The organism is Kribbella sp. NPDC051770, assembly GCF_040681455.1.
In the GTDB taxonomy this organism is placed as follows: domain Bacteria; phylum Actinomycetota; class Actinomycetes; order Propionibacteriales; family Kribbellaceae; genus Kribbella.
The window spans coordinates 152,368-167,966 of the sequence record NZ_JBFAYT010000007.1; the positions used below are offsets into that span (position 1 = coordinate 152,368).

Sequence of the window (15,599 nt, forward strand, 5' to 3'; positions counted from 1 at the left end):
ACATCAAAGAACAAAAGCAAGACAAACACAAGAAGAGAAAATATAGTTGGGTTGTCTGTGGCTGAGGTTGTCTTTCGGCAGCAGCGCCGCTTCACAGAACCAGCACACGAGTTCCGGTCACCCACTCGAAGAGCCGCTTGATGTCGTCCTGCGGACCGAGCACCACCATGTGTAGCAACCCCGGCAGAAGCACCGCGTCTCCGCCAGCTTCGCCGAGAGACTCCACCAACGCACCGAACGCCGTCGGCGTTCCGACGGCATCCTCGACGAAGGTGCGTTCGAGGCAGAACCCGATCGCATCCGCGAAATCGGCCATGGCCAGAACGACCTCGTCGACTTGCTGGTCACCCGCCAGCAGACCTCTGCAGATATAGCCGAGCAACACAGGCCTGTCGCCGCCACTGATCCCAACCATCCCTCGCCCCGTTCGACCTTGGATCGGCCAGCGCGGCAGGGCAGGGAATTCAAGCTCACCCACCGCGCTGACCTTGCCTCGACTCTGTCGTCACGACGGCTTCCGAACCACCGGGACAGACAGTGAGCATTCCGGGGAGAACTCCCCGCGCAACGGGGACAATCAGTGTCATCATGAGCACTGTGAGTTCCGATTCCGTGCAGAGCCTCCGCCAGGAGCGCCTTCAGTGGTCTGCCGCGCTCCGCGAACAAGGCCGCACCTGGGTGGAAGTCGCACAGGCCTTCACCGAGCGGTACCGGCTGAATCCGCGAGTAGCTCTCCGCCTCGTCCGTGGCTGGAGCCAGCGCGACGCAGCTGCCCAGTGGACCGAGGCCTGGCCGGACGACCCGAAGACATTCAAGAACTTCTCCTACTGGGAGCAGTGGCCGGCCGCGACGGGCTACGCGCCGTCTCTAGACGTCCTGAGCAGGTTGGCGCAGCTCTACCAGTGCTCAGTCTCTGACCTCGTCATCGACGTAGCCGACTTCCGGCAGGACGACACCGCTCAGAAGATGCGCGCCGAGCTCGCCACTCTGCAGTCCCAGCTCAGCAGCGACGACGCAGCGACAGTCGAAGCACTGATCGCCGGCCTCGAAGACTCCAGCATCGACGACCTCGCAGCAGCAGTCCGGACCTGGACGCGCGACATCGTCCCCGCCGCCAGGCGCCAGAACCTGATGCTGAAGCTGTCGTCAGCGCTGTCGTTGGGCGCGGCCGCCGTACCGACCGAACTCGAGCAGGACGACCCGGACCGCGAACCGCCACGCGGCACCCTGTCAGGCCTTTGGGCATCCCGCTACGGCTACCACTCGTCCGGACGCGATGAGGACCTGTTCGGCGAGCACGAGGTCCGGCTACGCCACCACGGAGGCCGCCTCACCGGCCACAACCGAGCCGCAGAGGGCGAATCCCGCCTCAGACTCGACCTCTCACTCACCGGGGCCATCGCAACCGGCACCTGGACCGAACGAACGTCCCGCACCGGCTACTACCGCGGCGCCGTCTACCACGGAACCCTTCAGCTGATCGTCAGCCCACAGGGCCAGTCGATGACCGGCCGCTGGCTCGGCTTCGACAAGGAGTTCAAGGTCAACACCGGCGAATGGCGCCTCGACTGGCTGGGCGACTAGCCAACCACCGGCACCTCGTCAGACCCGCTGATCACCGCGACAACAGTCGACCCCCGAGCGAACTCACCCCGCTCAACCGCATCGAAGAGCGCCATCATCATCTTCGCGACGTACATCCAGTCGAGCCGCAGCCCATGCCGTTCTTCGAAGTCCACCACGAACTCGTCCAACTCCGCCGTCCGCTTCGCATACCCACCGAAGTGATGCTCGTAGTCCATCGTCCAGTTGGAGGTCGCAGCTCCAAAAGCCTGTCTCTGAAGCTCAGCAACCTCCCCCTCCAGAAACTGAGCCCCCTTGAGCACCGGCACCCCAATCGCCCGCTGCCCCTCCCCTAACCCAGACGCGATCCCGGCCAACGTCCCACCAGTCCCCACCGCGCACATGATCACGTCGAACCCGTCGCCGATCTCCGCCGGCAACTCCGCACACCCCCGCACCGCCTCCGCGTTGCTCCCACCCTCCGGAAGCAGATAGAACTCCCCGAACTCCCGCCGCAGCGCGTCGACGACCTCGTCTGTCGCCTTCTCCCGATAGGTCGCCCGATCCAGGTAGGTCAACTCCATCCCTCGTGAGACGGCGTACGCCAACGAGGGATTCAGCGGATCATGCGCCTCCCCACGAATCACCCCGATCGTCCGAAACCCGCCGTAGTACCCAGCCGCAGCCGTCGCCCGAATGTGGTTCGAATAGGCCCCACCGAACGTCAGCAACGTCCCGAACCCACCCGCCCGAGCAGCCTCCAGGTTGTACTTGAGCTTCCGCCACTTGTTCCCCGGCAATTCGGGATGAATCAGGTCATCCCGCTTCAAGAGAACGCGGACGCCGGTCGCCGCACGTATGCCGCCTCCAAGCTCCGCCTCCGGCGATGGAATCCTGAGCTTGACATCTTCCATACCGCAAGCATGTCATCCGTCGTGCGAGTTCAACTCCGCTGCCCGACAGACCAACATGACCGAAGCGACGCACGAGCGACCACTCGTCTGCTGATTGGCGATCTCTGTCGTCCTTGCTATACCAGGGCGGGCCGCCCAGGGAGTAGGGAACTGTCGATGCACGCTGGCATGATGCTCGTCAGTTCGGAACCGGGCCGCGAGGCTCGGTGTCATCGAGGAGACGGCGATGGGGCTATTCAGCCAACTCAAGATCAGAATCGGATTATCCAGGAACGCTGCTGATTCCCGGAAGAAAGTGCCTACGCTGTTGCCGCTGACTCCGGCGTTCGACCCCTCGCAGCACCAGGAGTACGTGGATTGTCTGGTCGAGGCCTTGGCCGACAGCAACGTCCGAAACATCGCCTTGACAGGTCGGTACGGAGCGGGCAAGTCGAGCGTTCTGCAGAGGTTCGCCGAGCTGTACTCAAGCCGTGTGCTGATGCTGTCGCTGTCAACGCTTGGTCCAGCTGAGCCTGACGAGTCTCCGACGAATCAAATCGAGAAGGAGCTTGTGAAGCAGCTCCTCCACAGCCGCCCGCCTGAGGAGCTGCCACAGTCCAGGTACCGACGGATCGTGGCATTGAGCCACTGGAAGGTGGCCGGTTCGTCGGCAGCCCAGCTGGGTGTGGTCGGTGGGTTGCTCTGGTTCCTGGGATTCTTTCCCGATCTGGCTCACCTCCCGGGCGCGGACGGAGCGTTCGGCAAGGTAGCCACCGTCGGTGTTTTCTCCGCTCTCGCGGTTGCTGGGCTGACGTGGCTCCGTATAGCTGTGCACAACCGGGTGATCTCGTCAGTCTCCGCTGCAGGAGCGTCGATCTCTCTAACGGACAAAGAAGGCAGCTACTTCGACAAGTATCTAGACGAGGTCGTCTACTACTTTCAGACTCTTCCGGTCGACGTCGTCGTTTTCGAGGACCTCGATCGATTCAACGATCCCCACATCTTCGAGGCATTGCGTGAGCTGAACGCTCTCTTAAACGCCTCGCTCATCACACGTAAGAAGACAGTCCAGTTCGTATACGCCCTCAAGGACAGCATCTTCGAGCAGCTCGGCCACGATACTTTGCTGGTGAACGACGATGCGGCCGGCGCCGAAGCTGTTCGCGCGAACCGCACGAAGTTCTTTGACCTGGTGATCCCAGTCGTTCCGTTCATCACCCATCGAACCTCGCGCGACCTCCTAACGAAGCTCTTTGCCGCGGGATCACTCGTTCCCGTGAGCCCCGACCTGATCGATCTGACCGCCCGTCACGTCCCCGACATGCGACTGTTGAAGAACATCCGCAACGAATATGCCGTCTTCGCCGAGCGACTCATCACTCGCAAGCAAGGAATTCACGACCTTCGCCCCGACGCGGTTTTCGCGATGATGGTTTACAAGAACCTCCACCTTGCAGACTTCGAACAGGTTCAACTTGGTCGCAGCCGTCTCGATGACCTCTATCGGGCCAGCAGAGATCTGGTAGATCAGTCACTCACGTTGCGACGCAAGCGTCTCCGGGATATCGGTGATTCGGTCGCGTTGTCAGATGCTCTCGCAGCACGGTCTGAAGAGTACGGAACGAAGTTGAACCGATTCCTCGACATGTTCAAGCAGGCCGCGCCCTTCTCCAGCCTGAGAACGAGGACCTGCACGATCGAAGACCAGACATTCGACCCGGAGGAGGTACTTACAGAGAGGTTTTGGAATCTGCTCGTCGGAGGCCGCCGAGCGGTGGTGGTCACCTTCAGTAGTCCTTCCTACAACCCTCAGACGATCCGAATCACCCCCGACATCCTCCTCAACCTCGTCTTGGGCGACATAGATCCGAATGACTGGGATGAACGGGAACAAAAGGCGCTTGAGCTCGAGAGTCACCAGATCCTCCAAGACATAGAGGTCCTCAGAAGCGCCGATTTCGCAGATCTCGCGGAACGATCCGACTTCACTCTCCGTCGAGAAGGTGAGGAGGTGGCCTTCGAAGAAATTCTGAAGGAGACCCTCAAGTCGGAAGTTGGTCGCGACCTGGTCCGTCGAGGCTTCATCGATCAAAATTTCGCACTCTACGTGGCCCAGTACTACGGGAAGCGCGTCTCAATGCCTGCGATGAATTTCATCGTGCAACACGTCCAACCCAACATCCCGGATATCAACTACCACTTCCCAGAGGCCGAGGACATCGCCAGCGTCCTGCGGGAGACGAAGTCATCGTTCCTGGATCAAGAGTGCGCCTACAACATAGCGATACTTAGCTTCCTGCTGGCCAGAAATGACATAAGGGCAGCGTCCGTTCTGGAACGTATCGTCCGTATCGACGGCCCTAGCGAGAGCCGATTTCTTGAGTCGTTTCTGAGCGAAGGGTCGCTGCCGCTGCGAGCTGTTCAACGCTTAGCGGCAAGCTGGCCTCTAACTCTTGAACGCCTGATCCTGACCCTTGACTTGGGACCCGAGCGTCGGCTGGAGTTGGTCAACGAGGCGGTCGGTCACTACCCATCCGGAGGTGACCTTGGCCCCAGTGCAGTGGTGGCTGACTACCTCCAGCACAACTACGCAAACTTGCCATGTCTCACCGATCCATCCGATGGATCGATCGCGTCGAGTGCTGCATGGGTTGCCAGTCAGGCAGGGGTTGTAGTCGATGACCTCGCCATTCTCGACCCCAAGGTTCGAGCTTTGATCGTCGAATCGGCGAGCTATGCTCTGACTGCATCGAACCTTCGAATCGCTCTCGGCGACCCCGACAACATCAGCTTGGACACAATTTCCGACATATCCCAGAGCGTGTTCGAGTACTGCGCTGATCACCCTAGTGAATACCTCGACGCGGTCGAAACCGACCGCGCAACCGTCTCAACCATCGCCTCTTCTGCAGAATTCTCTGAAGTGATCACCAGCCTGCAGAGCTGGGAGGATCAGTATCTCGTAGAAGTTTGTCGAGGTGCTGCGGTGGATTGCATGATCACGCATCTGACCGACGTGCCACGAGATATCTGGCCCGCCCTAGCGCTCTCCGCAAGGTTCTCGCCTACGTTGAGTAACGTCGTCACGTACATGGATGAGGTCGGAGGCATCGATCTGGCTCTGGGGGACTTCCTCGTCGATGCCAAAGCCATCGACACGAGTGCTCAGCCGGACGCGACTGATGGAGACAGCGAGACAAGACTGCGTCTCGCTGTGGAGATCATTGGCGGCGCGGATGCGATCGCGGATCCAGAGAATCGAGTCACACTTGCCGCGTCTCTGGAACTAGACCAGCGTCTAGAGCCAGCTCAGATTCATCCTGAGGAAGGACACCTTCTCGGCCTGCTGATCGAGCACGGGATCTGCGAGGACACTGTCGAACTGTTCCACCGCTTCGGCGCCAGAGACTGGGAGACACTCAACTACGCGATCCAGCGTTCGAAGAAGTTCGCGGAGTTCGTCGTTCCGGACCTACTCGACACGACGACGGTCGCCCGTCTGTTGAGCAGTCCGACGATCGACCAAACAGTGAAACGGGCGGTGCTTGCCCGAATGGACGAGTTCGCTCCCGGCGACCATGGGATCACTCTTCGAGCGGCCGGTGTTTTTGCAGCGCTGCAGAAGATCCCGCTCGACCTACGACTGCTGTCGCGAATCGCAGAGTCGACCAGAGATGGCGTCTTGCTCATGGAACTGATCGATCAGCTTGGTGACACCATCACGCCGGATGAAACTCTCGATGTCCTCATCTTACTCAGCGGCGACTACGAGCTCCTCGCATCACCAGGAGCCACGGCTACTCTCCCGGGAGACAAACATCATTTTGCTGTCCTCCGTCGCTTGGAGCTGGCTGGCCATCTCGAGAAGGTTGACCCTCGGCGCACCAGGCCACCGACGATCGTGGTGATTGCTTCAGCCTGAGTTCATGGTTACTCGGGTATTGTCCCAACATTGGCGCAGCCGAGCAGACCGCTACGGCAAATGCGTCTGCGAGTCTGGGTTTCGCTTGACCTCGCCTATCCCGCGCAACCGTCCGTGCACCTAGTACGAGTCGCGGAGATGCGCAATGGTCGAGGATGTCAGTTTCCGCCTGACGGCTTAAGACGTGCTTGGGGCGCGGAGTACCTCCGGCGGTTGTTGTGCTCGTCCAAGAGTCTCGTATCCGTTGATCTGGGCAAGACCGCGCACGGCTAGATGCCTCGGAGGAGTTGGTCGCCGAGGTCTGAGCGGTAGTAGAGGACTGAGCGGCCGTGGCGGGCTTTCGTGAGGAGACCGGCGGTGTGGAGGGCTCTCAGGTGTTGGTTGACGGCGGTGGGGGTGACGTTGAGGCGGACTGACAGTTCTGTTGAGGAGGTGGGGGTTTCGAGGAGGGTTAGTAGGTGGGTTCGGGATTGGCCTATGAGGTTGGTGAGGGCTTGGGGGGAGGCTGGGGGTGGGGTTTCCCAGAGGGTGGCTAGGCCTCGGGCCGGATACATGAGGTGGGGTGGTTCTTCGGGGGAGATGGGGGTGGAGGCTCTGCGGCTGAAGAGGCTGGGGACGAGGGTCAGGCCTCGGCCGGCGGCTGAGGTGCGGTAGGTGAGGTCTGTGCGGAGGATGATTTGGAGGGTCAGGCCGGTGAGGCGGACCTGGGGGCTGATGTCGGTGAACATGGCGGCCAGTCCGGATTGGGCGATGACTCGGCCTCGGTAGACGACGTCGGACTCGAGGATGGTGCGCATCCTTGGCCAGTACGGGGTGAAGCAGGTTTCCCAGTACTGCGAGAGGGCGGCGAGGACTCGGGTGAGGAGGCGGTCGGGGCGGCCGCGGAGTACCGGGGGTAGGGAGTCGGGGTGGACTCTCGCCAGGTCGGCTCGGACTACCGAGGACGGGGTGGTGGACACGGCGGCGAGTTCGTCGTCGATCTTGCCTAGGGGTGTGTGGGGTCTCGGGGTGAGGAAGTCCGGGACCCAGAGGACCTCGTTCGACAGGGCGAGCAGGAGGTCCAGATCGAGTTGGGCTCGGGCGGGCTCGGTGGCTCGGAGCCACGGGAGTTGCAGGGGGAAGCGGCCGGGGTCTCGGAGGGCGCGTAGGGAGAGGACGAGCTCGTTCATAGGAGAGATCGCGAAACGGACTTCGCCCAGGTCGTTGGCGGCGAGGTCGTACTCGATCATGAAGTAATACGCTACATCGTTAGCGGAGCAGTGCCGGGTGGTGCGAGAACTGCACGGTGGCTCAACTCCTGAAGGATCCTGTCGAGCGGGCGCTCGCGTCTGCTGTTGCTGCTTTGTCGTTGTCGCGCGGGATGTTCTTCGCCGTCAGCGCTCTCTACTTCACGCGGGGCGTCGGGTTGTCGCCGGCCGCGATCGGGATCGGGCTGACCGTGGCGGGTGGGTTCGGGGTGCTGGCGTCGTACGTCGGTGGGCGGCTGAGTGATCGGTGGGGCGCGGATCGCCTGCAGCAATGGGCGTTGGCGGCCAACGGAGTCTCGTTGCTGGCTTACGCGTTCGCCGGGGACCTCATCACGTTCCTGGCCGTCGCGGTGTGCGTGTCGACGACTCGCGGGCTGCAGGGCACCGCGCAGATGACGATGCTCGCTCGCTGGTACGTCGGGCCGGAGCGGGTTGCTGTTCGGGCGAGGCTGCGGGTGGTGATGAACGTGCTGATGGGTGTCGGCACGTTGCTGGCGAGCCTGGCTCTGCTGGTCGACACGGCGACGGCGTACCGGGTCACGATCGTTGTGGTCGGTGTGCTCACGCTGCTCGGGGCGCTGCCGCTGATTGGTCTGCGGAGAAGGGTCTCCGGGCTTGCCGCGCGGATGGATGTGTCGGCTGCGCTCGGCGTACCGCGCGGGCCCTCGCCGTTGCGTGATCGGACCTATGTGGCGTCGACGTTGCTGAACGCGGTGGTCGCGATTCATTTCGGGCTGACGTCGGTCGGGATTCCGCTCTGGGTGGCGGACCATACCGAGGCGCCGACGGTCGTCGTGTCGGCGCTGCTGCTAGTCAACACCGCGTACGTGGCGCTGTTTCAGATTCGCGCGTCGCGGGGGACGCAGAACGTTCGTACTGCCGGGCAATCCGTACGCCGGGCAGGGCTGCTCCTCTTAATCGCTTGCCTGCTCTTCGCCACAGCGGGCCAGCTCGGCGCCGTCGCGGCGACCGTCGTGTTGCTGCTTGGCGCGCTTGCCTCCTCAGCGGCGGAGACCAAGGGGGAAGCGGGCAGCTGGGGAATGGCTTTCGAGCTAGCCGACCCCGCGCGGGCTGGTGCGTACCAAGGTCTCAGTCAGACCGGGCATGCGCTTGCGTTGATGCTTGGGCCGGCGGTTGTCACCACGACTGCGGTGGACCAAGGCGTGCCCGGGTGGATCGGGCTCGGGGTGCTGTTCGCAGCCGCAGGTACTGCGACAGGTGTGGTCGCCAATCGCGCTGCCGACCGCCGGCACCACGAACCTGCAGCAGTCAGTTAGCGGATGCCGTAGTCGTGGATCTTCCGGTAGATCGTCGCTCGAGACATCCCCAACGCCCGCGCCGCCTCGCGGCGGTTGCCGTTGTTGTCGAGGAGGCTGCGGAGGATCGCGTCTCGTTCCAGAGCTTCCAGAGGGCTGAGGCTTCGGCGGCTGACGGACTGGAGGTCTGCGGGGAGGTCGGTGAGGACGACCTGGCCGGTACGCCGCCGGTGGCGGACGATCTGGTTCAGGACTCGGTGGAGCTCCGCGGTGTTGCCGGGCCAGGCGGAGCGGAGGAGTTGGTGGAGGGCCTCGGGAGAGCAGCGGAGGTCTCCGCGGCTCAGCTGGCTCAGGAAGAACGGGACCAGCTCGCGGATGTCGTCGGCGTGGTGGCGTAGGGGTGGGACGGTGACGGTCAGGGGGAAGAGCGGGAGCAGATCGCCCAGGTCGGGGTCTGTGGTGGTTGTGGCGGTGAGGGTCAGGGCGACCCAGGGTGGGTCGGTTCGGCGGGTCTCGAGGGCTGTGTAGATGCCGTTGACCAGGTCGTCCAGCTGGGGTGGGGCCAGGTGCTCCGCGTGGCGGATGATGACGGCCTGGGTGGTGTCGTCGGAGAGTTCGGCCTGTACGTCGGCGGCGAAGTCGGGTGGGGTCAGGTAGTCGGGGGCGCCAGCGTTCGACAGGGGTACGGCGGCAGCGTCCAGTACGGCGAGGGCGCCGCCGGGGTTGTTCTGCTGGTGGGCGGCGCGGGCCAGTGCCGCCTTGCCGGTGCCGGTTTCGCCGGTGAGGACGATCCACTGGCCGGCGCGGTAGGCGTTGTCGACGTCGCGGCAGCAGGCCAGCCAGGGGCCGCTGCGGCCGACCATGCCGGGGAGCTCGGGGCGTGGGGGTGGGCGGCTGGCGCGGACGGTCATCACGCCCAGGCCGGGGGCCAGTGGGGTGACCTGGAGGACGGCGGCGGTGGTGCGGACGCCTTCTGGGACCGGGCGGCAGGTGATACGGACGCGGCTGCCGCTGGGGAGCTCGACCGCGATGGCGGTGCGGCCCGCGGACAGGAGATCGGTGCCGTGGGCGAGGATGGCGGCCTGGTCGCTGTTGTCGAGGTTGCGGCGGGCGTTGGTGTTCATCACCAGCAGGTCGCCCTCGAAGGCGAGCACCATGTCCGCCGTACGCCGGCCGGCCTGCAGGTACTGCTCGACGAGCTCCTGCTGGCGCGCCGAGCAGTCGCGCATCAGCGCCGCGCGGATCTGGTCGGCCGTGGTCTTGGCCAGCGCGATCAGCAGCGAGCCGGCGTCCTTGCGCCAGCAGGTCAGGTCGATCGCGCCGACGGTCTTGCCGGTGATCGGGTGCTTGATCGGTACGCCGGCGCAGGCCAGGTCCTCGAGGTCCTCGGCGTAGTGCTCGTGCCCGAAGACGTGCATCGGGCCGCCGCGTTCGAGCGCCGTACCGATGCCGTTGGTGCCGGCGAACTGCTCCGAGTAGCTGAACCCCGGGGCGAGGTGGACCCGGTCCAGGTGCCGGCTCAGGCCGGTGTCGGCGGTCAGGCGGCGCAGGACCAGGCCGTCCCGCTCGGTCAGGATGACGCTGATCGGCTGGCCGTCGAGGTGCTCGTGCAGCCGGAGCAGGACCGGGTCGGCGCTGCGCGTGAGCGGCTGGTCGAGATCGGGATCGGAGACGTACGGGAGCTCGATCCGGTCCGCGGGCAGGTTGCGGCGGCGCGAACGGACCCAGGAGGCGAGGACCGGACGGCGGACGTCGCCGACCGGGAAGGCGTCGTAGGTCAGGAAACTGAGCCGGGCCTGCTCGGTCCGGCCGCTGTCTCCGGCAATGGTCTCCAGGTCCTCCATGACAGGGCCTCGTTTCGGGAACAGCACCGATCCCTCCAGCGTAGTCACGTCCGCGCCGGTGGCTGTCTCAATTTGAGACAGCCACCGCGGAGCGCAGGGTTTCTGATGGAGAGATGACCACCGACGAGACGTACAACCCCTGGACGGTCGTCAACGCGGTCTTCCACCAGCTCGCCGACGCCGGGCTGCACCCGGTGCTCGGGTCGGCCGGCGATCCGGGTGAGGCAGCCGCCGCGCTGCTCGTCGCGCTCGGTGTCCGGCCCGCCGTACCGGGTGACGCCCGGAGTCTGCGGGACGCCGCCCCGGAGCTCGCCGATATCCGAGACGCCGTCTTCGGCAACGACTGAAACCCACCAGGCAACTGGAGTCTCAATTTGAGACCTCCCGGCACTCCGCGGCTGCGATGTACTGCAGAAAGCAAGCAGGACGTGGCCCAGCCCACGTCGTACGGCCCCGTGGGGGTGGGGCCAGGCCAGCGGCCACAGCGAGCCACAGAGGAGTGCCATGAGTCGCCAGAGTGTGGCGAAGGCCCACCAGAAGATCCAGGAACTGTCCTGGGAGCCCGCCTACCACGAGCCCGTCTCCCAGTACGGGACCGACTACACGTTCCAGAAGGCGCAGAAGAAGGACCCGCTCAAGCAGGTGCTGCGCTCGTACTTCCCGATGCAGGAGGAGAAGGACCACCGGGTGTACGGCGCGTCCGACGGCGCCATCCGGGGCAACATGTTCCGCCAGGTGCAGGAGCGCTGGCTGGAGTGGCAGAAGCTGTTCCTGAGCATCATCCCGCTGCCGGAGATCTCGGCCGCGCGGGCGATGCCGCTGCTGTTCCGGACCGTCCCGAACCCGGAACTGCACAACGGTCAGGCGATCCAGATGATCGACGAGGTCCGGCACTCGACGATCCAGCAGAACCTGAAGCGCCTGTACATGAACAACTACATCGACCCGGCGGGCTTCAACTCCAGCCTGCGCAACTTCCAGAGCGACTACTGCGGCACCATCGGCCGGCAGTTCGCGGAAGGCTTCATCACCGGTGACGCGATCACCGCGGCCAGCGTCTACCTGACCATCGTGGCCGAGACCGCCTTCACCAACACGCTGTTCGTCGCGATGCCGGCCGAGGCCGCCGCGAACGGCGACTACCTGCTGCCGACGGTGTTCCACTCGGTGCAGTCCGACGAGTCGCGGCACATCAGCAACGGGTACGCCACGCTGCTGATGGCGCTGGCCGACGAGAGCAACCACCAACTGCTGGCCCGCGACCTGCGCTACGCCTGGTGGAACAACCACCGCGTCGTCGACGCGGCGATCGGGACGTTCATCGAATACGGCACGAAGGACCGGCGCAAGGACCGCGAGTCGTACGCCGAGATGTGGCGGCGCTGGATCTACGACGACTACTACCGCAGCTACCTGGTGCCGCTGGAGAAGTACGGCCTGGAGATCCCGCACGACCTGATCGAGGAGTCCTGGAACCAGATCTGGAACAAGGGCTACGTGCACGAGGTCGCGCAGTTCTTCGCCACCGGCTGGCTGGCCAACTACTGGCGGATCGACCCGATGACCGACAAGGACTTCGAGTGGTTCGAGTTCAAGTACCCGGGCTGGTACGACCGGTACGGCAAGTGGTGGGAGAACTACAACCGGCTGGCCACGCCGAACGGGCACAACCCGATCGTCTTCGAGGACGTCGACTACGAGTACCCGCACCGCTGCTGGACCTGCATGGTGCCGTGCCTGGTCCGTGAGGACATGGTGATGGCCGAGGTCGACGGCCAGTGGCGCACGTACTGCCACGAGATGTGCAAGTGGACCGATGAGACCGCCTTCCGGCCGACGTACCAGGGCCGGCAGACGCCGAACATGGGTCAGCTGATCGGCCACCGCGAGTGGGAGACGCTGTACCACGGCTGGAACTGGGCCGACGTGGTCTCCGACATGGGCTTCGTCCGTGACGACGGCAAGACGATGGTCGCCCAGCCGCACCTCGACCTGAACCCCGACAAGATGTGGACGCTCGACCATCTGCGGCGCTGTCCCCCGCTGCAGAGCCCGAACGTGCTGCTGAACGAGATGACCGACGACCAGCGGACGGCCTTCGCGGCCCGTTACGTGCGCGGCGGTCCCGCAGGCCGGGCCCCGGTCGACAACTGACGCACGACCCCTCCACCAGGGAGGGCGAGACCCCCGCTCGCCCTCCCCCAGGTCCGTTTTCGCCGGCGCACGGAGCAGCTGCGAGGAGCCGAGGAGCCATGGGCGACAAGCACGTCGTACGGTTCGAACCGGTCGGCATCGAGATCGAGGTCGACGAGGACCAGACCATCCTGCGGGCCGCGGCCGAGCAGGGCGTGATGCTGATGCACGGCTGCAAGGAAGGGCAGTGCTCGTCGTGCAAGTCGTTCGTGCTCGACGGTGACGACCTCGAGCTGGACCGGTACTCGACGTTCGCGCTGCCGGACTACGAGCTGTCCGAGGGCTACACGCTGCTGTGCCGGGCGCACGCCTACGAGGACCTCACCATCGAGCTGCTCAACTACGACGCGGACATGATCAGGTCCGGCCTGCCGATCCAGGAGGCCGTCGCGGAGGTGGTCGCGAACACCGCGGTCACGCACGACATGCGGCACCTGGTCCTGCGGCTGCTGGAACCCGGCGAGCTGAAGTACTTCCCGGGCCAGTACGTCGACATCACCGTCCCCGGGACGCGGGCCACCCGGTCGTTCTCGATGGCGAACACGTCCAGCCGCGAGGGCGGCCAGCTCGAGTTCGTGATCAAGATCTACCCGGGCGGGCTGTTCTCGTCGTACCTGGACGAGCGCGTCGCGGTCGGCGACCGGCTCGACCTGACCGGGCCGTTCGGGGTGTTCACCCTGCGCGACAACCCCGGCGCCCGGCTGGTGTTCCTCGGCGGCGGGGCGGGGATGGCCCCGATCCTGTCGCTGCTGCGGTCGATGGCCGAACGGGCGATCGACCGGCCGACCACCTTCTACTACGGCGCGCGCGGGCTGCGCGACCTGTGCTTCGACGAGGAGCTGCGGTCGCTGGCCGCGACCCTTCCCGACTTCCGCTACCTGCCGGCCCTGTCCGAGCCGGCCGGCGACGACGAGTGGGACGGCGAGGTCGGCCTGATCACCGACGTCGTCGCCCGGTACGAGGACGACCTCGACGGTGCCGACGCCTACGTCTGCGGCCCGCCGCCGATGGTCGAGGCCGCGCTCCCCCTGCTGGAACGGCTGGGGGTCGCCCAGAAGCGCATCTTCTACGACAAGTTCACCACCACCGGCGACGCCGGTGATCCCGCGCTGGAGGAAGAAGCCAGATGACGACCACACAGGAATCCCCGCAGGCACGCAGTGTGCCGCAGCCGGTCTTCACCGACGCCGAGGCCGGCGCCAAGGTCTTCCCGGACTCGACGGCCCGCCGGTACAACTACTACACCCCGCAGAAGCGCAAGCAGAGCCACTACGAGGACGTCACGGTCGACGTCCAGCCGGACCCGCGGCACTACCTGACGCAGGGCTGGCTGTACGGCTTCGCGGACGGCCGCGGCGGCTACCCGCTGGAGTGGACCCAGCTGAAGGCCTGGGGCTCGGACCTGCCCTCGCCGCAGCGCGGGCCGGGCTCCGGCGGCATGATCGTGAAGGAGTGGCCGTCGACCGGCTGGCACGAGTTCCGCGATCCCAACGAAGAGTGGGAGATGACGCTCTACCGGTACAACTCCAACGTCGTCCGGCAGGTCACCCAGAACGTCGAAGCAGCACGGCAGTCGAAGGCCTTCGAGCAGTGGAACCGGAACTGGATCCGCTTCGTCGAGCAGCACGTCGGTGCCTGGATGCACGTCGACCACGGCCTCGGGCTGTACCTGTTCGCGAACGCCAACCGGCGGGCGCCCACCAACATGCACAACAACGCGATCTCGGTGAACAGCATGCACCGGATCCGGGCCGCCCAGGACCTGGCGCTGTACAACCTGACGCTGAGCGAGGAGATCGAGGACTTCGACGGCAAGGGCCACCTGGAGACCTGGAACTCCGACCCGGCCTGGCAGGGCGTCCGTGAAGTGGCCGAGCAGCTGACCGGGATCGACGACTGGTGCGAAGCGATCTTCGCCGCCAACGTCGTGTTCGAGCCGCTGGTCGGTGAGCTGTTCCGCAGCCAGCTGGTCCAGCACGCGGCCCCCGGCAACGGTGACTTCGTGACGCCGACCGTGGTCGGCGCGGCCGAGTACGACTTCGCCGAGCGCGACCTGCGCTACACCAAGGCGATGTTCGAGCTGCTGACCAACGACAAGGAGTTCGCCGACCACAACAAGGCGCTCCTGCAGGACTGGCTGGCCACCTGGACCGAGCGGTCGATCAGCGCGGCCCGCAAGCTGCAGCCGCTGTGGTCGCAGCCGGACACCAAGCCGCCCCGATTCGAGGACGGGCTGGACCGGGTGAAGAGCCGCTTCAGCGGCATCGTCACCGGGTTGGGCCTCACCGAGCCCAAGGAGCTGGGACTGTGAGCACCACCTTCACCACCGCAGAGAGCCCGTTCAAGTCCGACAACACCCCGTCCAACCGGTGCGGTTTCACGCTGATGAACAACCAGGTCGGCGCCGTGGTGGCCGAGGTGATGAGCGCCGAGGACAACGTCACCGTGACGCCGCTGCCGTCGATGATCCGGGTCGACGCGGTCGGCAAGATGGAGGTCGTCTACGACGAGATCTCCGAGGCGCTCGGCGAGGAGCAGGGCTTCTTCGACGCGGCCCAGTTCGAGGAGAACATGTCCACCCACTACGGGCGGATGATCCACCTCGACGACCGCACCATCATGTTCGCCAACCCCGAGGACGCCGCCGAGTACATCGGCTTCGACCTGACCACCCGCTGACC

At 64.9% G+C, this 15,599-nt stretch carries 12 protein-coding genes; 8 read left to right on the top strand and 4 right to left on the bottom strand.

Annotated features, from left to right (window positions below; translation table 11 throughout):
- Nucleotides 1-91: 91 nt before the first annotated feature.
- On the bottom strand, nucleotides 92-478 hold the full coding sequence (locus tag AB0M01_RS23520; RefSeq protein WP_363672847.1) for a hypothetical protein: 387 nt from the start codon (nucleotides 476-478) through the stop codon (nucleotides 92-94).
- Between the two features lie 119 nt (nucleotides 479-597).
- Between AB0M01_RS23520 and AB0M01_RS23525 the strand changes: the two genes are divergently transcribed.
- On the top strand, nucleotides 598-1,584 hold the full coding sequence (locus AB0M01_RS23525) for a hypothetical protein (protein ID WP_363672849.1): 987 nt from the start codon (nucleotides 598-600) through the stop codon (nucleotides 1,582-1,584).
- On the opposite strand, the gene AB0M01_RS23530 is transcribed toward AB0M01_RS23525, so the two are convergent.
- Nucleotides 1,581-2,477, bottom strand: a complete 897-nt coding sequence (locus AB0M01_RS23530) for a pyridoxal-phosphate dependent enzyme (protein ID WP_363672851.1) — start codon at nucleotides 2,475-2,477, stop codon at nucleotides 1,581-1,583. The two genes, AB0M01_RS23525 and AB0M01_RS23530, sit on opposite strands and share 4 nt — an antisense overlap.
- 226 nt (nucleotides 2,478-2,703) lie before the next feature.
- Between AB0M01_RS23530 and AB0M01_RS23535 the strand changes: the two genes are divergently transcribed.
- Nucleotides 2,704-6,378, top strand: coding sequence for a hypothetical protein (locus AB0M01_RS23535; protein ID WP_363672853.1), 3,675 nt, complete (start codon nucleotides 2,704-2,706; stop codon nucleotides 6,376-6,378).
- Nucleotides 6,379-6,647: 269 nt separating this feature from the next.
- Here the strand turns inward: AB0M01_RS23535 and AB0M01_RS23540 are convergent, their stop codons facing one another.
- The gene (locus AB0M01_RS23540; RefSeq protein ID WP_363672855.1) at nucleotides 6,648-7,607 is read right to left on the bottom strand and encodes a DUF5937 family protein; all 960 of its coding nucleotides are present in this window, start codon (nucleotides 7,605-7,607) and stop codon (nucleotides 6,648-6,650) included.
- A 56-nt stretch (nucleotides 7,608-7,663) separates the two neighbouring features.
- Here AB0M01_RS23540 and AB0M01_RS23545 point away from each other — a divergent pair, with 56 nt between their 5' ends.
- Nucleotides 7,664-8,902, top strand: coding sequence for an MFS transporter (locus AB0M01_RS23545; RefSeq protein ID WP_363672857.1), 1,239 nt, complete (start codon nucleotides 7,664-7,666; stop codon nucleotides 8,900-8,902).
- Here the strand turns inward: AB0M01_RS23545 and AB0M01_RS23550 are convergent.
- The gene (locus AB0M01_RS23550; protein ID WP_363672859.1) at nucleotides 8,899-10,725 is read right to left on the bottom strand and encodes a GAF domain-containing protein; all 1,827 of its coding nucleotides are present in this window, start codon (nucleotides 10,723-10,725) and stop codon (nucleotides 8,899-8,901) included. The genes AB0M01_RS23545 and AB0M01_RS23550 overlap by 4 nt on opposite strands.
- A gap of 113 nt (nucleotides 10,726-10,838) precedes the next feature.
- Here AB0M01_RS23550 and AB0M01_RS23555 point away from each other — a divergent pair, with 113 nt between their 5' ends.
- The 5 genes from AB0M01_RS23555 (at nucleotide 10,839) to mimD (ending at nucleotide 15,597) form a co-directional block, all read left to right on the top strand.
- Nucleotides 10,839-11,072 (top strand): hypothetical protein, encoded by a 234-nt coding sequence (locus AB0M01_RS23555; RefSeq protein ID WP_363672861.1) that lies wholly within the window; start codon nucleotides 10,839-10,841, stop codon nucleotides 11,070-11,072.
- 157 nt (nucleotides 11,073-11,229) lie between these two features.
- The gene (locus AB0M01_RS23560; protein WP_363672863.1) at nucleotides 11,230-12,879 is read left to right on the top strand and encodes a hypothetical protein; all 1,650 of its coding nucleotides are present in this window, start codon (nucleotides 11,230-11,232) and stop codon (nucleotides 12,877-12,879) included.
- 98 nt (nucleotides 12,880-12,977) lie between these two features.
- Complete coding sequence (locus tag AB0M01_RS23565; RefSeq protein WP_363672865.1) at nucleotides 12,978-14,048, top strand: 2Fe-2S iron-sulfur cluster binding domain-containing protein; 1,071 nt, start codon at nucleotides 12,978-12,980, stop codon at nucleotides 14,046-14,048.
- The gene (locus tag AB0M01_RS23570) at nucleotides 14,045-15,229 is read left to right on the top strand and encodes a hypothetical protein (protein ID WP_363672867.1); all 1,185 of its coding nucleotides are present in this window, start codon (nucleotides 14,045-14,047) and stop codon (nucleotides 15,227-15,229) included. The genes AB0M01_RS23565 and AB0M01_RS23570 overlap by 4 nt, the downstream gene beginning before the upstream one ends.
- Nucleotides 15,226-15,597, top strand: coding sequence for a propane 2-monooxygenase effector subunit MimD (gene mimD / locus AB0M01_RS23575; RefSeq protein ID WP_363672869.1), 372 nt, complete (start codon nucleotides 15,226-15,228; stop codon nucleotides 15,595-15,597). The genes AB0M01_RS23570 and mimD overlap by 4 nt, the downstream gene beginning before the upstream one ends.
- Nucleotides 15,598-15,599: the final 2 nt, after the last annotated feature.